This window comes from Haematobacter genomosp. 1 (assembly GCF_002196855.1).
Taxonomy (GTDB): Bacteria; Pseudomonadota; Alphaproteobacteria; order Rhodobacterales; family Rhodobacteraceae; genus Haematobacter.
The window spans coordinates 54,218-74,472 of the sequence record NZ_NIPW01000006.1 but is presented as its reverse complement, the minus strand read 5'-3'; the positions used below and the strand labels follow the sequence as shown (position 1 = coordinate 74,472).

The following is a 20,255-nucleotide window of genomic DNA, read 5'->3' as shown; positions in this document are numbered from 1 at the left end:
CCCGCCAGTGTTCGCGGCCCGGCCCGGCCCCTGCGGCATGGCAGGGCAGCCGTCATGGCTCCGGGCCTTCGGGCGGCTCCCCCTCGCCCCCCGTCAGCCGTGCAAGGCGGCGGGACATGGCGAGGGCGGCCACAATCAGCAGCAACCACACGGCAAAGACGTAAAGCCCGACAGCCGCCAGAGATGGCTCTGCCCACAGAAGCGGGAGCAGAAACAGCATCAGGCCCACCGCGGGCAGCACGCGCGCCGCGTCCACCACGCGCCGCATCCGGTAGGTCTGGCGGGCGAGAAACACCGGCTGCTGTGTGCCCCGCATGGTCTATCCTCCCGCCAGATCGCGTACGGCGGCAAGCATGTCGGCATTGGAAAAGGGTTTGGCCACGAAGCGGCTTGCCCCGAGCCGCTCCGCCAGCTCGCGGTCCTTCAACTGGCTACGCGCGGTGAGCATGAGAACGGGGATGGCGCGCGTCGCCGGATCGTCACGCATGTCCTTCAGGATGTCGAAGCCGGAGCGGCCGGGAAGCATCACGTCAAGGATGACGAGGAGCGGGCTGCGCGCAAGGATCGCGGTCATCGCGCTCGCCCCGTCCGCATGGGCGGCGACCTCCCAGCCGTCGCGGGCGAGGATATAGCGGATCGCTTCGGCGATATGGGGTTCGTCCTCGATGAGAAGCACGTCTCTCCGCATGGCGTGCGCCCCTCCCCCGGTCGCGGCTTGCGTTTTCGCGACTATCGCGGAAGGGCGAGGGCCTGTCAAAATCCCCCGTGGCTAAATTCCGGTGCAGATCACGGGTCAGGTGAGTTGCGTCAGGATCGACGGCTCTCGCCGCGCGATGCAGAACGCGCGCGGGCAGATGCGGCAGCCGGTCCCCACCGGAAGCGGCGGGCCGCTCCCCTCGTCCGGGAGAAGCAGCATCGCCGCCTCCACCACCTCTCCCGCCGCGAAACCGTCGGGCCAGCGTCGCTCCGCCGCCGCCCATACGCGGAAGACCCGTGGCGACCGGCCCGCCATCTCCACCCGCGCGCTGATGGGTTCGCCGGGGCGCGACAATGCACGGTAGATCGGCCATAGCGGGCAGCCCGCCCCGAAACGCGGCAGCGGAAAATCCGGCAGCGGCCTGCGGAAGGTCAGCGTGCCGGACGCATCGCACATTACGAAGCCGACCGTCTCAAGCAGCACCCCTGCCCGCCGCAGAACCGCGGTCGTCGGCACACCGAACCGGGCCGCGAGGCGGGTCGGGTCGGGCGCTTCGGCCCATAGGGCCCGAAACGGATGTTCCGGCATGAGGCGTGCATCCTCCCGGTAGCGGGCAAGGTGCCGCTCCGCCAGCAGCCGCGCGGAGGCGGAGACCCCCGTCAGATCCCGCGCCTCAAGAAGCCGCGCGGGATCTTCATCCCCTTCCAGCGAGGGAAAGCGATAGCCGCGCCCCTCCAGCCAGTTCTCCACCTCCTCCTGCGGCGAAGCGAGACCCGTCCGCTCCTCCGGCACGCTGTCGAGGTAATCGACCAGTGCCTCCGCCGCATGGGCCACCCGCTCTGAATCGCTGCGCAGGTTGCCGTGGAACCGGGAGCGCCATGCCGGGTCTATATCCTCCGTCTCTGCAAGGATCTCCGCTGTCGTGCGGATGGAGGTGATTGCGGAAAGCACCTCATGGAGCGCGGTGGAAAGGTAAGGGTCATGGGCGAGACGGTCAGTCAGCGTCTCCACCGCCCGCTCCAACCCCTGCACCTGCCGCGCCTGAGAAGCGAGCAGGCCCGCCCAGCCGGGAAAGCGTCCGGCGAATTCCTCCAGCCGGTCGATTTCCGTCCCGCTCTCCGCCCCTCCGGCAGCAGCCAGTCGCAGGCCGTCGATCACGCGGGCCTCCCCCCCCTCGCTCAACGCGGCCGTCTCCGTGCCGAGCGCATGGGCGATGCGGTCCAGCAGATCCTCGCTCACCCGGCGGCGATTGTGTTCGATGAGGTTGAGATAGGAGGCAGACACCCCCGCTGCCCGCGCAAGCTCCGCCTGTCGCAGCCCGAGGAGCCCCCGCCGCTCCCGGATGCGGCTGCCGAGCAATGACCGTCGCGCCATTCCGTCCCCCCGAAACGCTGCCCCGCCGCAAGGATGCGCGGCGGGCACCGCGGAGGCAAGCACCCCCCCGGCGTGCTCCCCTCGGCGTGCTCCCCTCGGCGTGCTCCCCTCGGCGTGCTCCCCTCGGCGTGCTCCCCTCGGCGTGCTCCCCTCGGCGTGCTCCCCTCGGCGTGCTCCCCTCGATCACGGCTCCCGCAGAACGGGAACCGTGATCGAGGGCGTGAGGTGGATCACATCACGCCAGCACCTGATCCCGCGGAAGAAAGCCGGTGGAGAGGAGGCTCACCCAATCGTCGAATCCCTGTCTTCGCGCGCAGGCGATCATCTCCCCCGCGTCATAGGGGACGAGGCGGAAGTTCACATGCCAGCCCTGCGCCCCTTCCTCCAGCACTGCGTAGGAGGCATGGGGAACCCCCGCTTCCACCCGATGCGGCAGGGGCGTGTCGTCGGTGTAGCCCGGACATCCCACGCTGCCGGGATTGACCGCGAGCCGGCCGTCCGACAACCGCACCGCGCGGGGCAGGTGCGTGTGCCCGCAAAGCAGCAACCGCTCCGTCAGCCCATGAGCGGAGGCCTCCGCCTCCTCCAGCGTCGCGGGCCGCATCCCGCCCCCGCCCGCCACACGGTGCAACCAGTAGGTCACGTCGTCGCCGGGCGTGGCATGGCAAAGGAACACGCCCTCCGCCACCCGGCAGGGCGGAAGACCGCCGAGCCAGGCGCGCGTCTCCTCATCGATGAGGGGCGCTGTGACATCCTCCCAGCTCGACCCTGCCCGCCGCTCCGCCAGCCAGCGGTCATGGTTGCCCCGCACGGTCGGCAGGTCGAGCGCCATGAGCCGCCGGGCTGTCCCCACGGGATCGAGCGGGCCGGAAAGGCAGTCGCCGAGATTGACCACCTTCTCCACGCCCAGCGCGGCGATATCGGCCAGCACGGCCTCCAGCGCGGCGCTGTTGCCGTGGATGTCTGCGATGGCGGCCAGACGGCGCATGACTCAGTTCAACGCCTTGTCGGTCACCGCATGGGTCCAGGCGCCCACCGGCTCCTTCGAGATCACGGGATCAGAACCGCCGCCCAGCAGCGTCTTGACCGTCCGCTCGTAATCGGCGGGATCAAGCGCTCCGTTGGAACCGGCGGTCAGCTTTGCCACCTCGGTCATCATGCGCTTCTGGTGGGACTCGGTCTGGGCGCCGGTTTCGTCGTATTCGAGCACGATCATCGCGGCGTCCTCGGGGTTCTCCTCCGCCCATTTCCAGCCCTTCATGGAGGCGCGGACGAATTTCGCCATCTTCTCCACGAACGCCGGGTCGGAGAGCCTGTCCTCCATCACGTAAAGCCCGTCCTCCAGCGTGGCAACGCCCTGATCCTCATACTTGAAGGTCACGAGCTGCTCCGGCGTGATACCGGCGTCGATCACCTGCCAGTATTCGTTGTAGGTCATGGTGGAGATACAGGCGGCCTGCTTCTGAAGAAGCGGATCGACGTTGAAGCCCTGCTTCAGCACCGTCACCCCCTGCGGCGAACCGTCGGTCGGGATGCCAAGATGCGCCATCCAGCTCAGGAACGGGTATTCGTTGCCGAAGAACCAGACGCCGAGCGTATGGCCGGGAAAATCCTTCGGCGTCGCGACGCCGCTTTCCTTCAGGCAGGTCAGCATCATGCCGGAGGTCTTGTAGGGCTGGGCGATGTTGACGACCGGCGTCCCGCCCTCCCGCGCGGCGAGGGCGGAGGGCATCCAGTCCACCATCACGTCGGCCCCGCCTCCCAGCAGCACCTGCACCGGCGCGATGTCCGGCCCGCCGGGGCGGATGGTGACGTCCAGCCCCTCCGCCTCGTAAAAACCCTGGTCCAGCGCCACGTAATACCCCGCGAACTGCGCCTGCGTGACCCATTTGAGTTGCAGCGTGACCGCATCGGCGGCCATCGCGGCCCCCGCACTGCCGGTGGTGGCCAGCGCCGCCGCAAAAAGCATCTTCTTCATGTCGAACTCCCTGTTGCCGCGGTGTTTCCCGCGATTTCCCGTTCCAGATTTGCCACCTCCCCGCCTCGTTGAGAAGCGGGGACGCAGGCTCCCTCTCAGCCGCCGCGCTGGGCGGGGTGCCAGAAGGTCACCGCGCGCTCGGCCAGAGCGACGAGGCCATAGAAGGCTGTGCCCGCCGCCGCCGCGACCGCGATCTCCGCCCAGACCATGTCGAGACGCAGGCGGCCCACTTCAGTGGAGATGCGGAAACCCATGCCGCGTGTGGGCGAGCCGAAGAATTCAGCCACGATGGCCCCGATGAGCGCCAGCGTCGCCGCGATCTTCAACCCGTTGAAGATGAAGGGCATCGCCGCGGGAACGCGCAGTTTGGCCAGCGCCTGACCATAGCGCGCGCCATAGGTCCGCATCAGATCCCGCTGCATGGGTTGCGTGGCGCGAAGCCCCTCCATAGCATTCACGAGCACCGGGAAGAACACCATGACCACGACGACCGCGGCCTTGGACTGCCAGTCGAACCCGAACCACATCACAAGAATGGGGGCGATCCCGATGACGGGAAGGGCCGCCACGAAATTGCCGATCGGCAGCAGCCCACGCTGAAGAAAGGGGGAGCGGTCGATGGCGACGGCAGTCAGCAACGCCACCGCGGAGCCTATGACCCAGCCGGTCAGCGCGCCCTTGAGGAAAGTCTGGACGAAATCCTCCCGCAGCAGGGCCGCATTCTGCCAGACCGCCAACCCGATAGCGGAGGGCGGCGGCAGGATCGCTCCCGGCACGCCGAGGCCGCGCACCACCCCCTCCCACAGCACAAGGACCGTCACACCGAACAGGAGCGGCACGACGATCCTGACCCAGCGGCGGCGGGCAAAGCGCCCGTTCGCCAGACCGACGTTCACCGCCCAGGCTGCGAGCCAGAAAAGAAGCGCACCGATCAGCCAGCCTGACACACGCCCACCCTCCCTATGCCGGGGCGCGGCAAGACCGGGGCATCGAACCCCGGCCTTTCCGGCTGCCGCATGCGAGCGGTGAGGACACCGATCACCTCGCAAGCCCCATGTTCCCCAGCACTACGCGCTGAACAAGACTCACCACCGCCACAAGGAGCGCCGCCAGCAGGGCTGCCATGAAGAGCGCAGCCCAGATCTGAACCGTCTGTCCGTAGTAAGAGCCGGAGAGCAGCCGCGCGCCTAGCCCCGCCACCGCGCCGGTGGGCATTTCGCCGACGATCGCGCCCACGAGGGCCGCCGCCGCCGCTACCTTCAGCGCCGTGAAGAACCACGGGAGAGAGGCCGGGAGGCGGAGTTTGACGAACGTCTGGAAACCGCTGGCTGAATAGGTGCGCATGAGGTCGAGATCCGACGCCTCGGGGCTTCGCAGCCCCTTGGCCATGCCGACCACCACCGGGAAGAACGACAGATAGGCCGCGATCACCGCCTTCGGAAGCAGCCCCGACACCCCTACCGAGTTCAGCACCACGATGATCATCGGTGCAATGGCGAGGATCGGTATGGCCTGACTCGCGATGGCCCAGGGCATGACGCTCATCTCCATCGCGCGGCTGTAAACGATGCCGATCGCCAGCAGCAGCCCCGCCGCCGTGCCGATGGCAAAGCCCGCCAAAGTCGCGGAGAGCGTGATCCAGGCGTGATAGAGTAGGCTGCGCCGGGACGTGGGCGCAACCCCGGCCACCGTCCGCCACAACTCCGCGGCGACCTGATGCGGAGCGGGAAGTTTCGGGCGATCCTGCCCCATCGTATCCCGGATCACTTCCGCCAGCGTCGGGGTCGTTCCCGCGCGCGCGGCCTGATCATAGGTCCAGGTGGCATTCATCCAGACCGCCGCGACATACCAGACGGCAATCAGCAGCGCGACCAGCACCGCGACCGGCAGGACGGAGGCGCTACGCCCGGTCATCATGCCGCCGGTACCGCAGGCCGCTCCGCCCGATGCCATGCTCCCGCCCATCGTCTGCCGCATGCTTCCTGTGCCGAAATCGCGCCTCGCTTGCCCCGGCAGTGGCTTGCCCGCCGCAGGATTTTAGCCGGCCGGGAAGGGGAGCCGTTGAGGTGGCCGCACCGGGCCCGCTCTCCCGGAGGACAGCCTGCCTCCTGAAGGGCGTGGTGGCCGCGGAAGCCTTAATGAGAACCACCTTGCCGGTCATGACGGAACCCTCGGAAAACATCCGGCCTCCGAACGCAATCTTTTCGCGCGGATGAAGCCGGCTCTCTGGACCTGCGGTGCCCACCGATAGAGCGGCGGGACGGTCTCGCGGACGCTCAAAAAGCATCGCTATCGTCCCCCGCCGATAAAGCGGCCCTCTGGACCTGTGGTGCACCGACGCAGCGGCGGGACCGTCCGACGGACCCTCAAACGGCATCGCCATGCCCCGCCCGCAGCCCCTCACGAACACGGTGCGCGATCTCGATGAACTCCCGGCTGTCGCGGATGTCGAGCGGCCGTTCGCGCGGGAGCGGGCTTTCGATGACATCCGTGATCCGCCCGGGACGCGGCGACATGACCACGATGTGGGTGGAGAGAAATACGGCCTCCGGGATCGAGTGGGTGACGAAGCCCACCGTCTTGCCCGTGCGGGCCCAGAGCGCCAGGAGTTGCTCGTTCAGACGGTCGCGTACGATCTCATCCAGCGCGCCGAAAGGTTCGTCCATCAACAAGATATCCGCATCGAAGGCGAGCGCGCGGGCGATGGAGGCGCGCTGCTGCATGCCGCCCGACAGCTGCCAGGGGTATTTCCGCGCGAAGCCGCCAAGCTCCACCATATCGAGGACGCGCGCCACACGCTCCCGCTGCTCCGCGCGCGGAAGGCCCATGATCTCCAGCGGCAGGCGGACATTGGCGGCGATGGTCCGCCACGGATAGAGCCCGGCCGCCTGAAAGACATAGCCGTAGGAGCGCGCCCGCCGCGCGGCATCCGGCGTCATGCCGTTGACGGACAGCTCGCCGGAAGTCGGCTCCTCCAGCCCGGCGATAGCACGCAGGAAGGTGGTCTTGCCGCAGCCGGAGGGACCGATGAAGGAGACGAAGTCTCCCTGCCGGATGGTGAGGTTCACATCCTTCAACGCAACGACGGGTCCATCCGCCGTAGTGAAGGTCAGGCCGAGGCTCTTGGCGGCGATCACGGGCCGCGGTTCACTCATGGCCGCTCACCTGCCGGAACGGCGTCGGTGGCCGCGCGGAGCAGCGCCGCTTCCACTCGGACCGGGTTGGGCGCCTGTGCCGCTGCTCCTCCGTCCGGTCTTGCGCCATGCCGCGCCGGATATTCCGCGGCAGCCGGAAAGGCCGTGGCTCGATGCCGCGGACTTTCCGACGCCCGGCAAGCGGTTCCGCTCATACGGACCTCGTGATGCCGCCGTCCACGCGGATGTTCTGTCCGGTGATGTAGCCGCCCCCGGGAGAGGCAAGGAAGGCCACGGTCGCCGCGATCTCTTCCATATGGCCATAGCGACCCATGGGGATCCGCGCCCGGGCCGCCTCCTTTTCCGGCAGGCTGTCGATGAAGCCGGGCAGAACGTTGTTCATCCTGACATTGTCGCGGGCATAGCGGTCGGAGAAGAGCTTGGTGAAGGCCGCCAGCCCCGCCCGCGCCACGCCCGAGGTCGGAAACGCCGGGTCGGGTTCGAAGGCCGCGAAGGTGGAGATGTTGATGATCGCGCCACCGCCCTGCGCCACCATGATGGGCGTGACCAGCCGAGTAGGGCGCACCGCGTTCAGAAAATAGGTGTCGATCCCCCGGTGCCAGTCCTCGTCCGTAAGGTCGAGGATATCGGCCCGCGGCCCGTGTCCCGCGGAATTCACCAGCACATCGACCCGTCCCCAGCGCGCCATGGCGCCATCGACGAGCCACGCGACATCCTGCTGCGACTGGTTTGAGCCAGTGATGCCGAGGCCGCCCAGCTCCTCCGCAAGCGCCTCTCCCTTGCCTGAGGAAGAAAGGATGCCGACCGCGAAGCCGTCCTTGGCCAGACGCCGGGCCGCCGCCGCACCCATGCCCGATCCGCCCGCAGTGACGAGAGCGACCTTCATCATCGCCCCCCGAGCCGCGCGCCAAGCAACGTGGCGAGCGCCATGGAGCCTGCGACAATCGCCATTGAGCGGACGGGGTGGCGGTAAATCCACCAGGCGGATTTCATGTAGGCGGAGGGCAGGTGCGACGGGCGGCGGGCGGGTTGTGTCATGTCATACTCCGGTTGCTGGGATGGGCCCGCGGGCGACGGCGCGGGGTTCGGTCAGTTCCTTCCAGGTGGAGAGCGCGCGGCTGACCGGCCCTGCGGGCGGACGGTCCACGAAGCGGCCGTGTCCTTCCGCGGGACGGAGCGCGCCCTCCTCCGCCATCACGCGCCCGCGGGAAAGCACGAAGCGCGGCAGGCCCCGCACCTCCATCCCCTCGAACACGTTGTAGTCGATAGCGGATTGCTGCGAGGCGGCACTGATGGTCTTGCCCCGTTTCGGGTCGATGACCACCAGATCGGCATCCGCACCGACCAGAACCGCCCCCTTCCGGGGATAGATGTTCAGGATCTTGGCGATATTCGTGGAGGTCACAGCCACGAATTCGCTGGGCGTGAGCCGCCCCTGCTCCACCCCATAGGTCCAGAGCAGCGCGAGACGATCCTCCACCCCGCCGGTGCCATTGGGGATCTTCGTGAAATCGCCCAGCCCGGTGCGCTTCTGCGCGGTGGTGAAGGCGCAGTGATCGGTCGCCACGCAGGACAATGTCCCCGCGGCCAGCCCGGCCCACAACCCGTCCTGATGCGCCTTGCTGCGGAAGGGCGGCGACATCACACGCCGGGCGGCGTGGTTCCAGTCCGGGTTGGCATATTCGCCTTCGTCCAGCAGCAGATGCTGCACCAGCGGCTCGCCCCAGACGCGCTTGCCCTGCATCCGTGCGCGCCGGATGGCCTCATGCGCCTCCTCGCAGGAGACGTGGACGATATAGACCGGCACCCCCGCCATGTCGGCGATGACGATGGCGCGGTTGGCGGCCTCCCCTTCCACGGCGGTCGGGCGGCTGTAGGCATGCGCCTCCGGGCCCGTATTGCCGTCGGCCATGAGGCGCGCCTGCATCTGGGCCACGATATCGCCATTCTCGGCATGGACGAAGGGGATGGCGCCCAGATCCGCGCAGCGGCGGAAGGAGGCGAACATCTCCTCGTCATTCACCATGAGCGAGCCCTTGTAGGCCATGAAATGCTTGAAGGAGTTGATGCCGCGTTCCGTCACGGCCTTCATCTCCTCGAACACCTGCTGATCCCACCACGTGATCGCCATGTGGAAGGAGTAATCGCAATGCGCCCGCGCGGATTTGTTGTCCCACATCTTCAGCGCGTCGAGAAGCGACTGCCCCGGCTCCGGCAGGACGAAATCCACCGTCATCGTCGTACCGCCAGCCAGTGCCGCGCGGGTGCCGCTGTCGAAGTCGTCAGCGGAATAGGTGCCCATGAAGGGCATCTCGAAATGCGTATGCGGGTCGATCCCGCCCGGCGCGACATAGCAACCCGTGGCGTCCAGTACGGTGTCGCCCGACAGGTCAGGCCCGATGGCGGCGATGCGCCCGCCCTCCACCAGAACATCGGCCCTGTAGCTCAGATCGGCGGTGAGGACGGTGCCGTTCTTTATAACGGTGGTCATGGGAACTCCCTCCTTCCGTCATCATGTTCGATCGCCAGATCCCGGTTCAGGATCGCACTTCCCTGACCTGCGGAGGCGCCGTTCGGCGCAGCACGGATGCCGCCGCCGGACGTCACGCGCAGCCAGTTTGCGGCATCCTCGATCAGCCGGAATTTCACGGCGGTGCCGTCCCTGTTCTTCCTGCCGCCGTTCGTCCTGCCAGCGGGCGGAAAGCATTTGTAGCCCGGCAGCGGGTCGAGGCGGCCCTTCATGGGCTTCGCCTTCCGCCTGGTGCGGGCACAGACTGTTCTCAAACGACAACCTCCGCGCTTTTCAGGACCGCGTGGAGCAGCACGTTCGTGCCCTTCTCCGCCCATTCCGGGGTGATTTCCTCGGCCTCGTTATGGCTCACGCCATCCTTGCAGGGGCAGAAGATCATCGTGGCAGGGGCGACCTGTGCGGCCCAGCAGGCATCGTGACCCGCGCCGGAGACGATGTTGCGGTGGCTGTAGCCCAGTTCCTCCGTCGCCTCGCGCACATTGCCGACCAGCGTTTCGTCGAATGTCACCGGCTCGAAATGGCCGACCGCCTCCACCGCGCAGCCGACGCCCAGACCCTCGCAGATCGCCGCAGCCTCCGTCTCGATCCGGTAGCGCATGCGGGCAAGCTTTTCGGCGTCCGGCGTGCGGAGATCCACGGTGAAAACGACCTTGCCGGGGAGGACGTTGCGGGAGTTCGGGAAGAACCGCGCCTGCCCGACACCGGCCACCGCACCGGGTTGCTCCTCCATCGCGATCCGCTGCACGCTCTCCAGAATGCGGCCGAAGGCGAGGCCCGCATTCACCCGCATCGCCATGGGCGTGGAGCCGGTATGCGCCTCCCGCCCCTCCAACGTGAATTCCAGCCACCAGAGGCCCTGACAATGGGTGACGACGCCGATATCGACATCCTCCGCCTCAAGGATCGGACCCTGTTCGATATGTAGCTCATAATAGGCGTGCATGCGGCGCGCACCGACCTGCTCATCGCCCTTCCAGCCGATGCGCTCAAGCTCCGCGCCATAGGTCAGGCCATCGGCATCGGTGCGGCTGTAGGCATGCTCAAGACCGATCACGCCGGCAAAGACACCGGACGCCAGCATCGCGGGGGCAAAGCGCGCCCCTTCCTCATTCGACCAGTTGGTGACGACGATCGGATGCTTCGTGCGGATGTCCAGATCGTTCAGCGTGCGGATCACCTCCAGCCCGGCAAGCACGCCCAGCACACCATCGAACCGCCCGCCCGTCGGCTGGGTGTCGAGATGGGAGCCGACATAGACCGGCAGCGCCTCCGCATCCGTGCCGGGGCGGGTCGCGAACATCGTGCCCATCGCATCGACACCCATCGTCAGTCCCGCAGCCTCACACCAGCGGGCAAAGAGCGCGCGTCCCTCGCCATCCGCATCGGTCAGCGTCTGGCGGTTGTTGCCGCCCGCAACGCCGGGCCCGATCTCCGCCATATCCATCAGACTTGTCCACAGCCGCGCGCCATCGACCTTCAGATTCCCGGCTGCTGCCGTCATAGTCCGTCCTGCCTGTTCTTCCGCGCGCCTGTCCGGCAGCACACAGCGGACGCTATCAAAGGCCGGAAGACAGTCAACCCGGCCCCGGCGCCCGTTGCCGCTTCTCTGGCGCAAAGCCGGAGAAACGCCTATCATCAAGGCAACAGGAGATCGCGATGAAGCCAGAGGGCACGGTCCGCCCCGCTCGCAAGACGCGGATACAGCGCAAGAATTCCGACGCGATCCTTGAGGCCGCGCTCGACCTCTTCTCCCAGCAGGGGTTCCGGGGCACCACGCTCGACGCCATCGCGGGGGCGGCGGGGCTGTCGAAACCGAACCTCCTCTATTACTTTCCGTCGAAGGAGGCGATCTATCTCACCCTGATCGGCAGAATGCTGGAAAGCTGGCTCGACCCGCTCCGCGCGCTGGATCCGGCGGGGGAACCGGTGGAGGAGATCCTCGCCTATGTCCGCCGCAAGCTGGAGATGAGCCGCCAGTTCCCCCGCGAAAGCCGGTTGTTCGCCAATGAGGTTCTGCAGGGTGCTCCACATATCGGCGGGGTGCTTGCGGGGGCGCTGGCCGAACTGGTGGAGGAGAAGGCGCAGGTCATCGCCCGCTGGTCCTCAGAGGGGCGGATCGCCGTGGTCCACCCCAAGCATCTGATCTTCTCCATCTGGGCAGAGACGCAGCATTACGCCGATTTCGACGTGCAGGTGCGCGCGGTGCTCGGCCCGCATGAAAGCGATCCCTTCCCCCCGGCGGAAGCCCATCTCGACCTGCTGTTCAGAAAGCTGCTGCAACCATGACCGATACCCTCCATGACGTGCCCCGCGATGCCTTTGTCCGGCATCTGCGCGACAGCCTCGGACAATCCGCGCGGTTGCGCCGGGAGCGGGGCTCCGCCCTCCTGACGGTCGAGGACAGTCCCGAACCGGGGGTGGAGAGCCACGCCACGCTTGGCCTCTCTGCCCTTCCGCTGCGGCTGGATGACGGCACCACCGCCGGTCACGGGGCGGAGATCGTGCTCGCCTCCGTCGTAGGTGAGGAAGGCGCGGGACTTCTGGCCGATATCGCGCAGCAGGTCGCCGACCATGGCAAGGCGCTGGTGCCTGACATGATCCTGACCGATGCGCTGAAGGGGCGCGCGGGCATCGCGCCGCATTTGCGCCATGTCCTCCTCTCCGCGCCTTTTCTGTGGAACACGCCGCCTGCGCCGCTTCGCCTGCCCGAACGGCTGGTGCTGTTCCTGCAGGCCATCCCGATCAGTGAGGCGGAGCGGGCCCTGGCCTTGCAGGACGGTGCAGAGCGGCTGGAGGATCTGCTGGAGCAAGCCGAAGCCGACGTACTCGATTTCGAGCGCGAGTCGGTGGTCTGAAGGCTGCTGAAAAGGGCCTTCAGATTTCCATTGGAGTGGAAACCGTTCGTAATCTGAGGAAATCTGGCGATCTTGGTCCAGTCCGCCGTCGATTTTCCCGATTCCAGAGCCTGCGCCGGACACTTCAGACCTTTTTCAGCGCCCTGCCGGAGGGCGCGGCCCGTGGGCCACGCCCCTTCCCTCAGCGGCGGCGAAGCCGCAGGCCGGCCGCTGCGGCGATCCCGCCCATGAGCAGGAGGCCCGCCGCGGGCAGCGGAACCGCAGAGGGCGGCGGGAGGCTGCCTTCATCAAGCAGCGCGTACTTCACCTGACCTCCGGCGACCAGATATTCGCCAAAGCCATCGCCCCAGAAGGAGACGGTTCCGAAGCTGCCGGTATCGTCAAAAGCCGCGACGAAAATCTCATAGACGATAGAGCCGTTTCCATCCTGCGACGGAAACTGTCCTTCGGACGGGTCCAGTGCGCTTCCCACAAGGATCGGAGCGCCGCCGTCAAACGAGATGTAGAGGTTCGTCGGGAGGAAGCAGCAGGTCGCCCAGTCGCCCACCTCGAAACCGAAGGCGTTGACCTTGTCCTTGAAGGTGAAGGTGATGCCGCTTCCGAAGGCCCCCAGTCCCGGCCCCGTTCCCGCCGGGCTGATGCCCAGCACCTGACCGGAGAGCGTGCCGTAAGTGGTGGAATAGAGCGTGCCGCCATCATTCTTGGTGATGGTGTAGTCGCCCCTGTCGATACTGTCCGACGCATAGGGAAGATCGTCGAGGACATCGTTCTTGACCACGCCATCCGCCGCCGCGACCGTTGCATCGAACTTCTGCTTGCCCGCCTTGACCCCGTCATAAACCGTCAGGGTCGTGGCTTGTGCCATGAGAGTGGACATGGCGAGCGCACATGCGCCCATCAAAGCTAACTTCATAAAAATCCCCCAATAAAATAGGCTCTTCGACCAAAATTCTGAGCCAACAGAAAGCAAAATCGCTTTCTTTTGGAAGATTAACCATGTTTTGACCGAAAGGCCAATAAAATTGCTGCGGGCCTTTGCCCCGAAAGCGTGCATGAGCGCGCTTTCGCGCCGCTACGATGCCCGCTTTAAACCGCGGGCCGTGTCGCATATAAGCGCGTCCAAAGGCCGAACGTCCTATCGCCGCACGAAGAGGAAGAGCATGACGAAATCCACGCGGGAGGCAGATGTCGCGTTCATCGAAGCGCTGGCAGAAATCCTGAACAAGAGCGACCTGGCGGAAATCGCCGTGAAACGCGACTATGGCGAGGATGACAGCCTCGACGTGCGCATCTCGCGCCAATCGACGGTGACCTATGCGCCCGCGCCGCAGGCGGCGTACGCGGCCCCGCTCGCAGTCGCACCGGCCGCACCGGCGGCCCCACAAGCGGCCGCGGTCGAGGATCCTGCCCAGCATCCGGGCGCCGTGACCTCCCCCATGGTCGGCACCGCCTATCTCCAGCCCGAACCCGGCGCGCAGCCGTTCGTGACGATCGGCGCGCAGGTGCGCGAGGGGCAGACCGTCCTCATCATCGAGGCGATGAAGACGATGAACCATATTCCGGCGCCGCGGGCCGGGACGGTCAAGCGGATCCTCATCGAGGACGGCACCCCTGTCGAATACGGCGCGCCCCTCATGATCATCGAGTGAGGCGGGAATGTTCGAGAAGATCCTGATCGCCAACCGGGGTGAGATAGCCCTTCGCGTCGTGCGCGCCTGTCAGGAGATGGGTATCCGCTCCGTCGCCGTGCATTCCACGGCCGATTCCGACGCGATGCATGTCCGCATGGCCGATGAGAGCGTCTGCATCGGGCCACCCCCCTCCTCCGAAAGCTATCTCTCGCCGCTCGCCATCATCTCCGCCTGCGAGATCACCGGCGCGGAAGCGATCCATCCCGGCTATGGCTTCCTGTCGGAGAACGCCAGCTTCGTGCAGATGGTGGAAGATCACGGCCTGACCTTCATCGGTCCGCGCGCCGAGCATATCCGCATCATGGGCGACAAGATCACCGCCAAGGAAACCATGCGCGCGCTCGGCGTGCCCTGCGTTCCCGGCTCCGACGGCGGCGTGCCGGATGTGGAGACGGCAAAGGTCATCGCGCGGGAGATCGGTTATCCGGTCATCATCAAGGCCACTGCCGGCGGCGGCGGGCGCGGGATGAAGACCGCGCGGAGCGAGGAGGATCTGGAGATCGCCTTCCGCACCGCCCGCTCCGAGGCCAAGGTCGCCTTCGGCAACGACGAGGTCTATATCGAGAAATACCTCGAAAAGCCCCGTCACATCGAGATCCAGATTTTCGGCGACGGCAAGGGCCAGGCCGTGCATCTGGGAGAGCGGGACTGCTCGCTCCAGCGCCGCCATCAGAAGGTGCTCGAAGAAGCCCCCGGGCCGGTGATCGACGCGGAAACCCGGGCGCGTATCGGGGCGATATGCGCCGATGCGGTTGCCAAGATCGGCTATTCCGGTGCGGGCACCGTCGAGTTCCTCTACGAGAATGGCGAGTTCTTCTTCATCGAGATGAACACCCGGCTTCAGGTGGAGCATCCGGTGACGGAGGCGATCTTCGGCGTCGATCTGGTGCGGGAGCAGATCCGCGTGGCCTCCGGGATGCCGCTCTCTTTCGGGCAGGACGATCTGGTCATCAACGGCCATGCCATCGAGGTGCGGATCAACGCCGAGCGGCTGCCGAACTTCGCGCCCTGCCCCGGTCTGGTGAAGATGTTCCATGCACCGGGCGGTCTGGGAGTGCGGATGGATTCGGCGCTCTACAGCGGCTACAAGATCCCGCCCTACTACGACAGCCTCGTCGGCAAGCTCATCGTGCATGGGCGCGACCGGGAGGAGGCGCTGGCGCGGCTGCGCCGGTCGCTGGGCGAGCTGATCGTGGACGGCGTGGATACCACGGTGCCGCTCTTCTACGACCTGATGGGCGAGCCGGATATTCAGGCCGGGAATTACGATATCCACTGGCTCGAACGCTGGCTGGCGCAGGCCTATGCCTGACCGGGGAGCGGCAGGCACCGAGGTCCTGCCGCTCGCGCCGGAGCTTCTGCTCCGTGCCTATGCCGCTGGCCTGTTTCCCATGGCGGACAGCCGTGAGGCGACGGAGCTGCGCTGGATAGACCCTCCGCTTCGGGGTGTCTTTTCACTCAACGACTTCCACATTTCCCGGTCATTGGCGCGCCGCATCCGCAGCGGCCGCTTTCGCGTGACCGCGGACCGCGCTTTTGCTGCCGTCATGGAAGGCTGCGCCGGACGGGAGGAGACATGGATCAACGACCAGATCATGTCGGTTTACGGCGCACTGCACCGCGCGGGCCACGCCCATTCCATAGAGGTATGGGAGGGGGAGATGCTGGTCGGAGGGGTCTATGGCGTGACGCTGGGGGCCGCGTTCTTTGGGGAGAGCATGTTCTCCCGCCGTACGGATGCCTCCAAGATCGCACTGGCCTATCTGGTGGACCGCTTGCGCGCCGGGGGTTACGTCCTGTTCGACACGCAGTTTCTGACGCCCCACCTCGCCAGTCTCGGCGCCATCGAAATCCCGCGCGCCACCTATCTGAAGCAGCTGCACGCCGCAATCAGGAAGGATGCGAGCTTCGAGGCACCCGGAGACATCCCCGCGCCGGAGGTTCTGCTCTCCCGTCAGGCGCAATGAGCCGTCAGTTGGTGCAGCGGAGTATCCACACGTCGTAGCGGGAACTTTCCAGCGCGGAGAGCGCCGGGCTGTCGGCGATCATCCAGCCCGCGAATACCGGGCCGCTGGTCTGGAGCGAATCGACGATCGTCAGATGTGCGTAAGCGTTGGAAGCGGGGTCGGCGCTGGGATAGCGGCATTCGTCGAGCGTGATGGAAAGCCGCCCTTCCGTCTTGGTTTCGCCGCGACGAAGGGGAATGTCCCGTGTCTCGCCGGAGACCTTGTCGAGCCAGCGAACCATGCCTCCCGTTGCGGAAGACACCGGGACAGCCCCGGCGCTGCCTGCCGAGACCGCAAGCAAAGCCGCCACCAGGAGCGCGCGCCCGCCCGTCATTGACCCGCAGGCGCCGGAGCGGGCTCTGTTTCGACGGGGGGTGCCCCCTCTGTCGAGGAATGCTCCCCGGCTTCACCGCCACCGCTCAGCGCATCGCTGGCGGAGCCGCCGACAAACTTCATGAGTAGCGAAATAAGGCTGACCGACCCTTGCGTATCGACGATCTCATCGCCCGCGGCGAGGTTCATCGGCATCCCGCCCGGCACCAGCTCCATGAAGTTGCCGCCGAGCAGCCCTTCGGATGACACGAGCAGCGCCGTATCCTGCGGGAGTTCCAGCCCGTTCTGCACGGAGATCGTCATATCGGCGAAGTAGGTCTGCGGGTTCAGCGCAAGACCGGTGACCGACCCCACCCGGACGCCCGCGAGCCGTACATCGGTGCCGACGGCGATACCCTCGGCCGAGCGGAAGCTCGCATGCAGATCATAGCTGCCGCCCGCCCGATGCAGGCCGATTGTGCCCGAGGAATACAGCAGGAAACCCGCTGCGACGACAAGAACAAGTCCGCCAACCAGAACTTCGGAGATCTTCGTTTCCGCCATCTACCTACTCCGGCTGCCACGCCTCGTAATCCCGCCGTTCGGCAGGTTCGGGCCGCAGCAGCGATCCCGGCGGCACGTAGGCGAGCGGCGTGCCGGTCAGGTTCTCCTGATGCGGCTTTTCCCAGGTCTTGCGGGCCAACGGCGCCTGTTCGGGGGTCTTGTCCCAGGTGTGGTGCAGCCAGCCATGCCAGTCGGGGCTGATACGAGAGGCCTCTGCCTCACCGTTGTAGATGACCCAGCGACGGCTGCCGTCCTTGTTGCGGTAGAACACGTTGCCCTGATCGTCCTCACCGACACGGATGCCGTTACGCCAGGTGAAGACCTGCGTTCCGATGGTCTGGCCATTCCACCAGGTCAGCACACGTTTGAGAAAGTCCATCCGTCCCTCCGGGCCTTGCCTGCCCTGATATGGCCCATCCCCGCCACGACGTCCAGTCGTGACGGGACGGACAACCTCAACTCCGCGTGCCGGAGAAGCGGCGTTCCCAGTCCTCGCGGTCTTCATCCGCGATCTTGTTGAACAGCACGTCCGGCACCTCGAAGGCATGTCCGGGTTTCAGCTGCGTCAGCGCCTCCGCCAGATCGTCGGGCCACACCCCCTCCATCGTGCGGAGCGAGGCCAGCATCCGCGCCGAGGTATCGGGAATGAACGGCGCGGAAATGACGGCATAGACCCGGATGAGGTTCAGCGCGAGCCGGGTGATCGCCGCCGCCCGCTCCGGGTCCGTCTTGACGGCAGTCCAGGGCGCGGCCGATTGCAGATACTCGTTGCCGGCCACCCACATGGCGCGCAGCTCGGAGGAGGCCTTGCGGATCTCCATCTGCTCCATGAAGGTCTCATAGGCGCGAAGCCGGGTGGTGAGTTCGGCGATCAGCGCCTCCTCCTGCGGGCCCCAGTCACCGCCCTCCGGCACTGCCTCCCCGAACTTGGAGCGGCAGAACTTCGTGACACGGGACACGAGGTTGCCCAGCACATCGGCCAGATCCTTGTTCACGCTCGCCTGGAAATTCTCCCAGGTGAACTCGCTGTCGGAATTCTCCGGCGCATGGGAGAGCAGCCACCAGCGCCAGTAGTCGGCGGGCAGGATCGACAGCGCCTGATCCATGAACACGCCGCGGCCCTGGCTGGTGGAGAACTGGCCGCCGTCATAGTTCAGGTAGTTGAACGACTTGATGTAATCGACAAGCCGCCACGGCTCGCCCGACCCCATGATCGTCGCGGGGAATGACAGCGTGTGGAAGGGGACGTTGTCCTTGCCCATGAACTGGAAGTAGGTGACGTCATCGCCGCCCTCGTCCAGCCGCCACCAGCGCCGCCAGGCACTGTCGGGCAGGCCCTGAGCATCGGCCCATTCCGCCGTCGCGGCGATATATTCGATGGGCGCGTCGAACCACACGTAGAAGACCTTGCCCTCCATCCCCGGCCAGTCCTGGTCGCCCCGCTTCACCGGCACGCCCCAGTGCAGGTCGCGGGTGATGCCCCGGTCCTGCAACCCGTCGCCATCGTTCAGCCATTTCTTAGCGATGGAGGTGGTCAGGATCGGCCAGTCCGTCTTGGAAGCGATCCACTCTTCAAGCCGGTCGCGCATCAGGGACTGGCGGAGGTAGAGGTGTTTCGTCTCCCGCACTTCCAGATTGGTGGAGCCGGAGATGGCGGAGCGCGGATTTATCAGATCGGTCGGGTCGAGCTGCTTGGTGCAGTTCTCGCACTGGTCGCCCCGCGCCCGGTCATAGCCGCAGTTCGGGCAGGTGCCCTCGATATAGCGGTCGGGCAGGAAGCGGTTGTCATCGATGGAGAACACCTGCCGCTCCGCCACCTCGGCGATCATGCCGTTGTCGGCGAGCTTGCCGGCGAAATGCTGCGTGAGCTTGCGGTTGCGCTCTGAGGACGACCGTCCGAAGTGATCGAAGGACAGCCGGAAGCCCGCGGCAAGCTCCTTCTGCACCTCATGCATCTCCGCGCAGTATTCTTCCACGGGCTTGCCTGCCTTGGCCGCGGCCAGTTCGGCGGGCGTGCCGTGTTCATCGGTCGCGCAGATGAACATGACCTCATGCCCCCGTGCCCGCATGTAGCGGGCAAACAGGTCGGCAGGCAGCTGCGAGCCCACCAGATTGCCCAGATGCTTGATCCCGTTGATGTAGGGGATTGCAGAGGTGATGAGAATACGGGCCATGCGCGTCTTTCCTGTCGGGCCTGCCAGATTGCCTGCCGCTTTGCTTGCCGGTCTGCGCCCCCTTTACCGCAGGCTCCCGGCCTCCGCCAGCGGTCAGGCGCGAAGGGATTGCGGAACGGAGGGACGCGGCCTATGGGATGAAATGTCGCAGGTCATCGTCCGCCGCGCGTCATGAAGGGGGTGCAATGGACTTTCTCTCCTCCAGCCTCGCAGTGCTGTTTCAGGTGATCGCCATCGACCTCGTGCTCGCCGGGGACAACGCGGTGGTCATCGGGCTGGCCGCCGCCGGTCTTCCTCCCGATCAGCGGCGCAAGGCCATCTTCATCGGCATCATCGCGGCCACGGTACTCCGGGTGATCCTCGCGACGGTGACGACGCAACTTCTGGAAGTGGTGGGGCTGATCCTCGTCGGGGGGCTCCTGCTCCTCTGGGTCTGCTGGAAGATGTATCGCGAACTCCGCACGCCGGAGGAGCACGAGATCGCCGCGCATGAGGCGCTCGGCGATGCGGACCTGACGGGCGAGGGTCAGGTGGGCGAGCGTGCTCCGCGCAAGACGCTGGGGCAGGCCGTCCGGCAGATCGTGATCGCCGACGTTTCCATGTCGCTCGACAATGTGCTGGCGGTCGCGGGCGCCGCGCGGGAACATCCGGGGCTGCTTGCCCTCGGGCTGGTGTTTTCGGTGGCGCTGATGGGATTTGCGGCCTCGCTGGTGGCGCGGCTGCTGCATCGCTACCGCTGGATCGGCTATGTCGGGCTGCTCATCATCCTCTACATCGCGCTCGACATGATCTATCGCGGGGCGATGGATGTCTGGGCCGTGGCTGAAGCGACGGGTGTCTGACAGGCTGTTGAAATGCCCTGAAGTGCCATGTTCCCGCTCTGAACTCCGGGAAATCGCCCTCCGGAACTGTGTGGATT

Annotated in this window: 24 protein-coding genes; 6 read left to right on the top strand and 18 right to left on the bottom strand. The window is 66.4% G+C overall.

Annotated elements, in window-relative coordinates; genetic code table 11:
• Window positions 1-52: 52 nt before the first annotated feature.
• The 13 genes from CDV49_RS03900 to CDV49_RS03840 all read right to left on the bottom strand — a co-directional run bounded on the left by CDV49_RS03900 (window position 53) and on the right by CDV49_RS03840 (window position 11,235).
• Entirely contained in the window at window positions 53-316 is a 264-nt protein-coding gene (locus CDV49_RS03900) for a hypothetical protein (RefSeq protein WP_088214267.1), read from the bottom strand.
• 3 nt (window positions 317-319) lie between these two features.
• Window positions 320-688 (bottom strand): response regulator transcription factor, encoded by a 369-nt coding sequence (locus CDV49_RS03895; protein ID WP_088214266.1) that lies wholly within the window; start codon window positions 686-688, stop codon window positions 320-322.
• A gap of 105 nt (window positions 689-793) precedes the next feature.
• Window positions 794-2,071 (bottom strand): helix-turn-helix transcriptional regulator, encoded by a 1,278-nt coding sequence (locus CDV49_RS03890; RefSeq protein WP_088214265.1) that lies wholly within the window; start codon window positions 2,069-2,071, stop codon window positions 794-796.
• Between the two features lie 235 nt (window positions 2,072-2,306).
• The gene (locus CDV49_RS03885) at window positions 2,307-3,059 is read right to left on the bottom strand and encodes a metallophosphoesterase family protein (protein ID WP_088214264.1); all 753 of its coding nucleotides are present in this window, start codon (window positions 3,057-3,059) and stop codon (window positions 2,307-2,309) included.
• A 3-nt stretch (window positions 3,060-3,062) separates the two neighbouring features.
• On the bottom strand, window positions 3,063-4,049 hold the full coding sequence (locus CDV49_RS03880) for an ABC transporter substrate-binding protein (RefSeq protein ID WP_179209114.1): 987 nt from the start codon (window positions 4,047-4,049) through the stop codon (window positions 3,063-3,065).
• Window positions 4,050-4,144: 95 nt separating this feature from the next.
• Window positions 4,145-4,945, bottom strand: a complete 801-nt coding sequence (locus tag CDV49_RS03875) for an ABC transporter permease (protein WP_373447784.1) — start codon at window positions 4,943-4,945, stop codon at window positions 4,145-4,147.
• A gap of 142 nt (window positions 4,946-5,087) precedes the next feature.
• Window positions 5,088-5,963 (bottom strand): ABC transporter permease, encoded by an 876-nt coding sequence (locus tag CDV49_RS03870; protein WP_088214367.1) that lies wholly within the window; start codon window positions 5,961-5,963, stop codon window positions 5,088-5,090.
• 452 nt (window positions 5,964-6,415) lie between these two features.
• Entirely contained in the window at window positions 6,416-7,204 is a 789-nt protein-coding gene (locus tag CDV49_RS03860; RefSeq protein ID WP_088214261.1) for an ABC transporter ATP-binding protein, read from the bottom strand.
• A 190-nt stretch (window positions 7,205-7,394) separates the two neighbouring features.
• Window positions 7,395-8,093 carry an SDR family oxidoreductase gene (locus CDV49_RS03855; RefSeq protein WP_088214260.1) on the bottom strand — a complete coding sequence of 233 codons (699 nt, stop codon included), beginning with the start codon at window positions 8,091-8,093 and terminating at the stop codon, window positions 7,395-7,397.
• Window positions 8,090-8,242: a hypothetical protein gene (locus CDV49_RS20410; RefSeq protein ID WP_179209113.1), complete on the bottom strand. Its 153-nt coding sequence runs from the start codon at window positions 8,240-8,242 to the stop codon at window positions 8,090-8,092. The genes CDV49_RS03855 and CDV49_RS20410 overlap by 4 nt, the downstream gene beginning before the upstream one ends.
• A 1-nt stretch (window position 8,243) precedes the next feature.
• A complete protein-coding gene (gene hydA / locus CDV49_RS03850) occupies window positions 8,244-9,695 on the bottom strand; it encodes a dihydropyrimidinase (protein WP_088214259.1) in 1,452 nt (483 codons plus the stop codon).
• Window positions 9,692-9,946 carry a hypothetical protein gene (locus tag CDV49_RS03845; RefSeq protein WP_088214258.1) on the bottom strand — a complete coding sequence of 85 codons (255 nt, stop codon included), beginning with the start codon at window positions 9,944-9,946 and terminating at the stop codon, window positions 9,692-9,694. The genes hydA and CDV49_RS03845 overlap by 4 nt, the downstream gene beginning before the upstream one ends.
• A gap of 38 nt (window positions 9,947-9,984) precedes the next feature.
• Window positions 9,985-11,235: a Zn-dependent hydrolase gene (locus CDV49_RS03840; RefSeq protein WP_088214257.1), complete on the bottom strand. Its 1,251-nt coding sequence runs from the start codon at window positions 11,233-11,235 to the stop codon at window positions 9,985-9,987.
• A 155-nt stretch (window positions 11,236-11,390) separates the two neighbouring features.
• On the opposite strand from CDV49_RS03840, the gene CDV49_RS03835 reads away from it, so the two are divergent.
• Both CDV49_RS03835 and CDV49_RS03830 read left to right on the top strand, forming a co-directional pair.
• Entirely contained in the window at window positions 11,391-12,020 is a 630-nt protein-coding gene (locus tag CDV49_RS03835; protein WP_088214256.1) for a TetR family transcriptional regulator C-terminal domain-containing protein, read from the top strand.
• On the top strand, window positions 12,017-12,589 hold the full coding sequence (locus tag CDV49_RS03830; protein ID WP_088214255.1) for a suppressor of fused domain protein: 573 nt from the start codon (window positions 12,017-12,019) through the stop codon (window positions 12,587-12,589). The genes CDV49_RS03835 and CDV49_RS03830 overlap by 4 nt, the downstream gene beginning before the upstream one ends.
• Window positions 12,590-12,770: 181 nt before the next feature.
• Here the strand turns inward: CDV49_RS03830 and CDV49_RS03825 are convergent, their stop codons facing one another.
• Complete coding sequence (locus tag CDV49_RS03825; RefSeq protein WP_088214254.1) at window positions 12,771-13,502, bottom strand: VPLPA-CTERM sorting domain-containing protein; 732 nt, start codon at window positions 13,500-13,502, stop codon at window positions 12,771-12,773.
• A 247-nt stretch (window positions 13,503-13,749) separates the two neighbouring features.
• Between CDV49_RS03825 and accB the strand changes: the two genes are divergently transcribed.
• The 3 genes from accB to aat are packed head-to-tail and all read left to right on the top strand — an operon-like array spanning window position 13,750 to window position 16,247.
• A complete protein-coding gene (accB, locus tag CDV49_RS03820; RefSeq protein WP_088214253.1) occupies window positions 13,750-14,238 on the top strand; it encodes an acetyl-CoA carboxylase biotin carboxyl carrier protein in 489 nt (162 codons plus the stop codon).
• Between the two features lie 7 nt (window positions 14,239-14,245).
• Window positions 14,246-15,592 carry an acetyl-CoA carboxylase biotin carboxylase subunit gene (gene accC, locus CDV49_RS03815; RefSeq protein ID WP_088214252.1) on the top strand — a complete coding sequence of 449 codons (1,347 nt, stop codon included), beginning with the start codon at window positions 14,246-14,248 and terminating at the stop codon, window positions 15,590-15,592.
• A complete protein-coding gene (gene aat / locus CDV49_RS03810; protein ID WP_088214251.1) occupies window positions 15,585-16,247 on the top strand; it encodes a leucyl/phenylalanyl-tRNA--protein transferase in 663 nt (220 codons plus the stop codon). Before accC ends, aat begins: the two co-directional genes overlap by 8 nt.
• 4 nt (window positions 16,248-16,251) lie before the next feature.
• On the opposite strand, the gene CDV49_RS03805 is transcribed toward aat, so the two are convergent.
• The 4 genes from CDV49_RS03805 to metG form a co-directional block, all read right to left on the bottom strand.
• Window positions 16,252-16,527 carry a DUF2155 domain-containing protein gene (locus tag CDV49_RS03805; RefSeq protein WP_256947227.1) on the bottom strand — a complete coding sequence of 92 codons (276 nt, stop codon included), beginning with the start codon at window positions 16,525-16,527 and terminating at the stop codon, window positions 16,252-16,254.
• Between the two features lie 89 nt (window positions 16,528-16,616).
• Window positions 16,617-17,162: an outer membrane lipid asymmetry maintenance protein MlaD gene (gene mlaD, locus CDV49_RS03800; protein ID WP_088214249.1), complete on the bottom strand. Its 546-nt coding sequence runs from the start codon at window positions 17,160-17,162 to the stop codon at window positions 16,617-16,619.
• 4 nt (window positions 17,163-17,166) lie between these two features.
• Entirely contained in the window at window positions 17,167-17,541 is a 375-nt protein-coding gene (locus CDV49_RS03795) for an NADH:ubiquinone oxidoreductase subunit NDUFA12 (protein ID WP_035744715.1), read from the bottom strand.
• Window positions 17,542-17,617: 76 nt separating this feature from the next.
• A complete protein-coding gene (gene metG / locus CDV49_RS03790; RefSeq protein WP_088214248.1) occupies window positions 17,618-19,336 on the bottom strand; it encodes a methionine--tRNA ligase in 1,719 nt (572 codons plus the stop codon).
• A gap of 185 nt (window positions 19,337-19,521) precedes the next feature.
• Between metG and CDV49_RS03785 the strand changes: the two genes are divergently transcribed.
• The gene (locus CDV49_RS03785; RefSeq protein ID WP_088214247.1) at window positions 19,522-20,178 is read left to right on the top strand and encodes a TerC family protein; all 657 of its coding nucleotides are present in this window, start codon (window positions 19,522-19,524) and stop codon (window positions 20,176-20,178) included.
• Window positions 20,179-20,255 lie beyond the last annotated feature (77 nt).

Excerpts from the sequence above, each read along its gene's own strand:
- CDV49_RS03830 (WP_088214255.1), top strand. The coding sequence starts at position 12,017 with ATGACCGATACCCTCCATGACGTGCCCCGCGATGCCTTTGTCCGGCAT.
- CDV49_RS03880 (WP_179209114.1), bottom strand. The coding sequence starts at position 4,049 with ATGAAGAAGATGCTTTTTGCGGCGGCGCTGGCCACCACCGGCAGTGCG.
- CDV49_RS03870 (WP_088214367.1), bottom strand. The coding sequence starts at position 5,963 with ATGACCGGGCGTAGCGCCTCCGTCCTGCCGGTCGCGGTGCTGGTCGCG.
- CDV49_RS03795 (WP_035744715.1), bottom strand. The coding sequence starts at position 17,541 with ATGGACTTTCTCAAACGTGTGCTGACCTGGTGGAATGGCCAGACCATC.
- CDV49_RS03890 (WP_088214265.1), bottom strand. The coding sequence starts at position 2,071 with ATGGCGCGACGGTCATTGCTCGGCAGCCGCATCCGGGAGCGGCGGGGG.
- CDV49_RS03860 (WP_088214261.1), bottom strand. The coding sequence starts at position 7,204 with ATGAGTGAACCGCGGCCCGTGATCGCCGCCAAGAGCCTCGGCCTGACC.
- CDV49_RS03885 (WP_088214264.1), bottom strand. The coding sequence starts at position 3,059 with ATGCGCCGTCTGGCCGCCATCGCAGACATCCACGGCAACAGCGCCGCG.
- metG (WP_088214248.1), bottom strand. The coding sequence starts at position 19,336 with ATGGCCCGTATTCTCATCACCTCTGCAATCCCCTACATCAACGGGATC.
- CDV49_RS03845 (WP_088214258.1), bottom strand. The coding sequence starts at position 9,946 with ATGAAGGGCCGCCTCGACCCGCTGCCGGGCTACAAATGCTTTCCGCCC.
- accC (WP_088214252.1), top strand. The coding sequence starts at position 14,246 with ATGTTCGAGAAGATCCTGATCGCCAACCGGGGTGAGATAGCCCTTCGC.
- CDV49_RS03835 (WP_088214256.1), top strand. The coding sequence starts at position 11,391 with ATGAAGCCAGAGGGCACGGTCCGCCCCGCTCGCAAGACGCGGATACAG.
- aat (WP_088214251.1), top strand. The coding sequence starts at position 15,585 with ATGCCTGACCGGGGAGCGGCAGGCACCGAGGTCCTGCCGCTCGCGCCG.
- CDV49_RS03855 (WP_088214260.1), bottom strand. The coding sequence starts at position 8,093 with ATGATGAAGGTCGCTCTCGTCACTGCGGGCGGATCGGGCATGGGTGCG.
- hydA (WP_088214259.1), bottom strand. The coding sequence starts at position 9,695 with ATGACCACCGTTATAAAGAACGGCACCGTCCTCACCGCCGATCTGAGC.
- CDV49_RS03805 (WP_256947227.1), bottom strand. The coding sequence starts at position 16,527 with ATGGTTCGCTGGCTCGACAAGGTCTCCGGCGAGACACGGGACATTCCC.
- CDV49_RS20410 (WP_179209113.1), bottom strand. The coding sequence starts at position 8,242 with ATGACACAACCCGCCCGCCGCCCGTCGCACCTGCCCTCCGCCTACATG.
- CDV49_RS03785 (WP_088214247.1), top strand. The coding sequence starts at position 19,522 with ATGGACTTTCTCTCCTCCAGCCTCGCAGTGCTGTTTCAGGTGATCGCC.
- accB (WP_088214253.1), top strand. The coding sequence starts at position 13,750 with ATGACGAAATCCACGCGGGAGGCAGATGTCGCGTTCATCGAAGCGCTG.
- CDV49_RS03840 (WP_088214257.1), bottom strand. The coding sequence starts at position 11,235 with ATGACGGCAGCAGCCGGGAATCTGAAGGTCGATGGCGCGCGGCTGTGG.
- CDV49_RS03825 (WP_088214254.1), bottom strand. The coding sequence starts at position 13,502 with ATGAAGTTAGCTTTGATGGGCGCATGTGCGCTCGCCATGTCCACTCTC.
- mlaD (WP_088214249.1), bottom strand. The coding sequence starts at position 17,162 with ATGGCGGAAACGAAGATCTCCGAAGTTCTGGTTGGCGGACTTGTTCTT.
- CDV49_RS03900 (WP_088214267.1), bottom strand. The coding sequence starts at position 316 with ATGCGGGGCACACAGCAGCCGGTGTTTCTCGCCCGCCAGACCTACCGG.
- CDV49_RS03895 (WP_088214266.1), bottom strand. The coding sequence starts at position 688 with ATGCGGAGAGACGTGCTTCTCATCGAGGACGAACCCCATATCGCCGAA.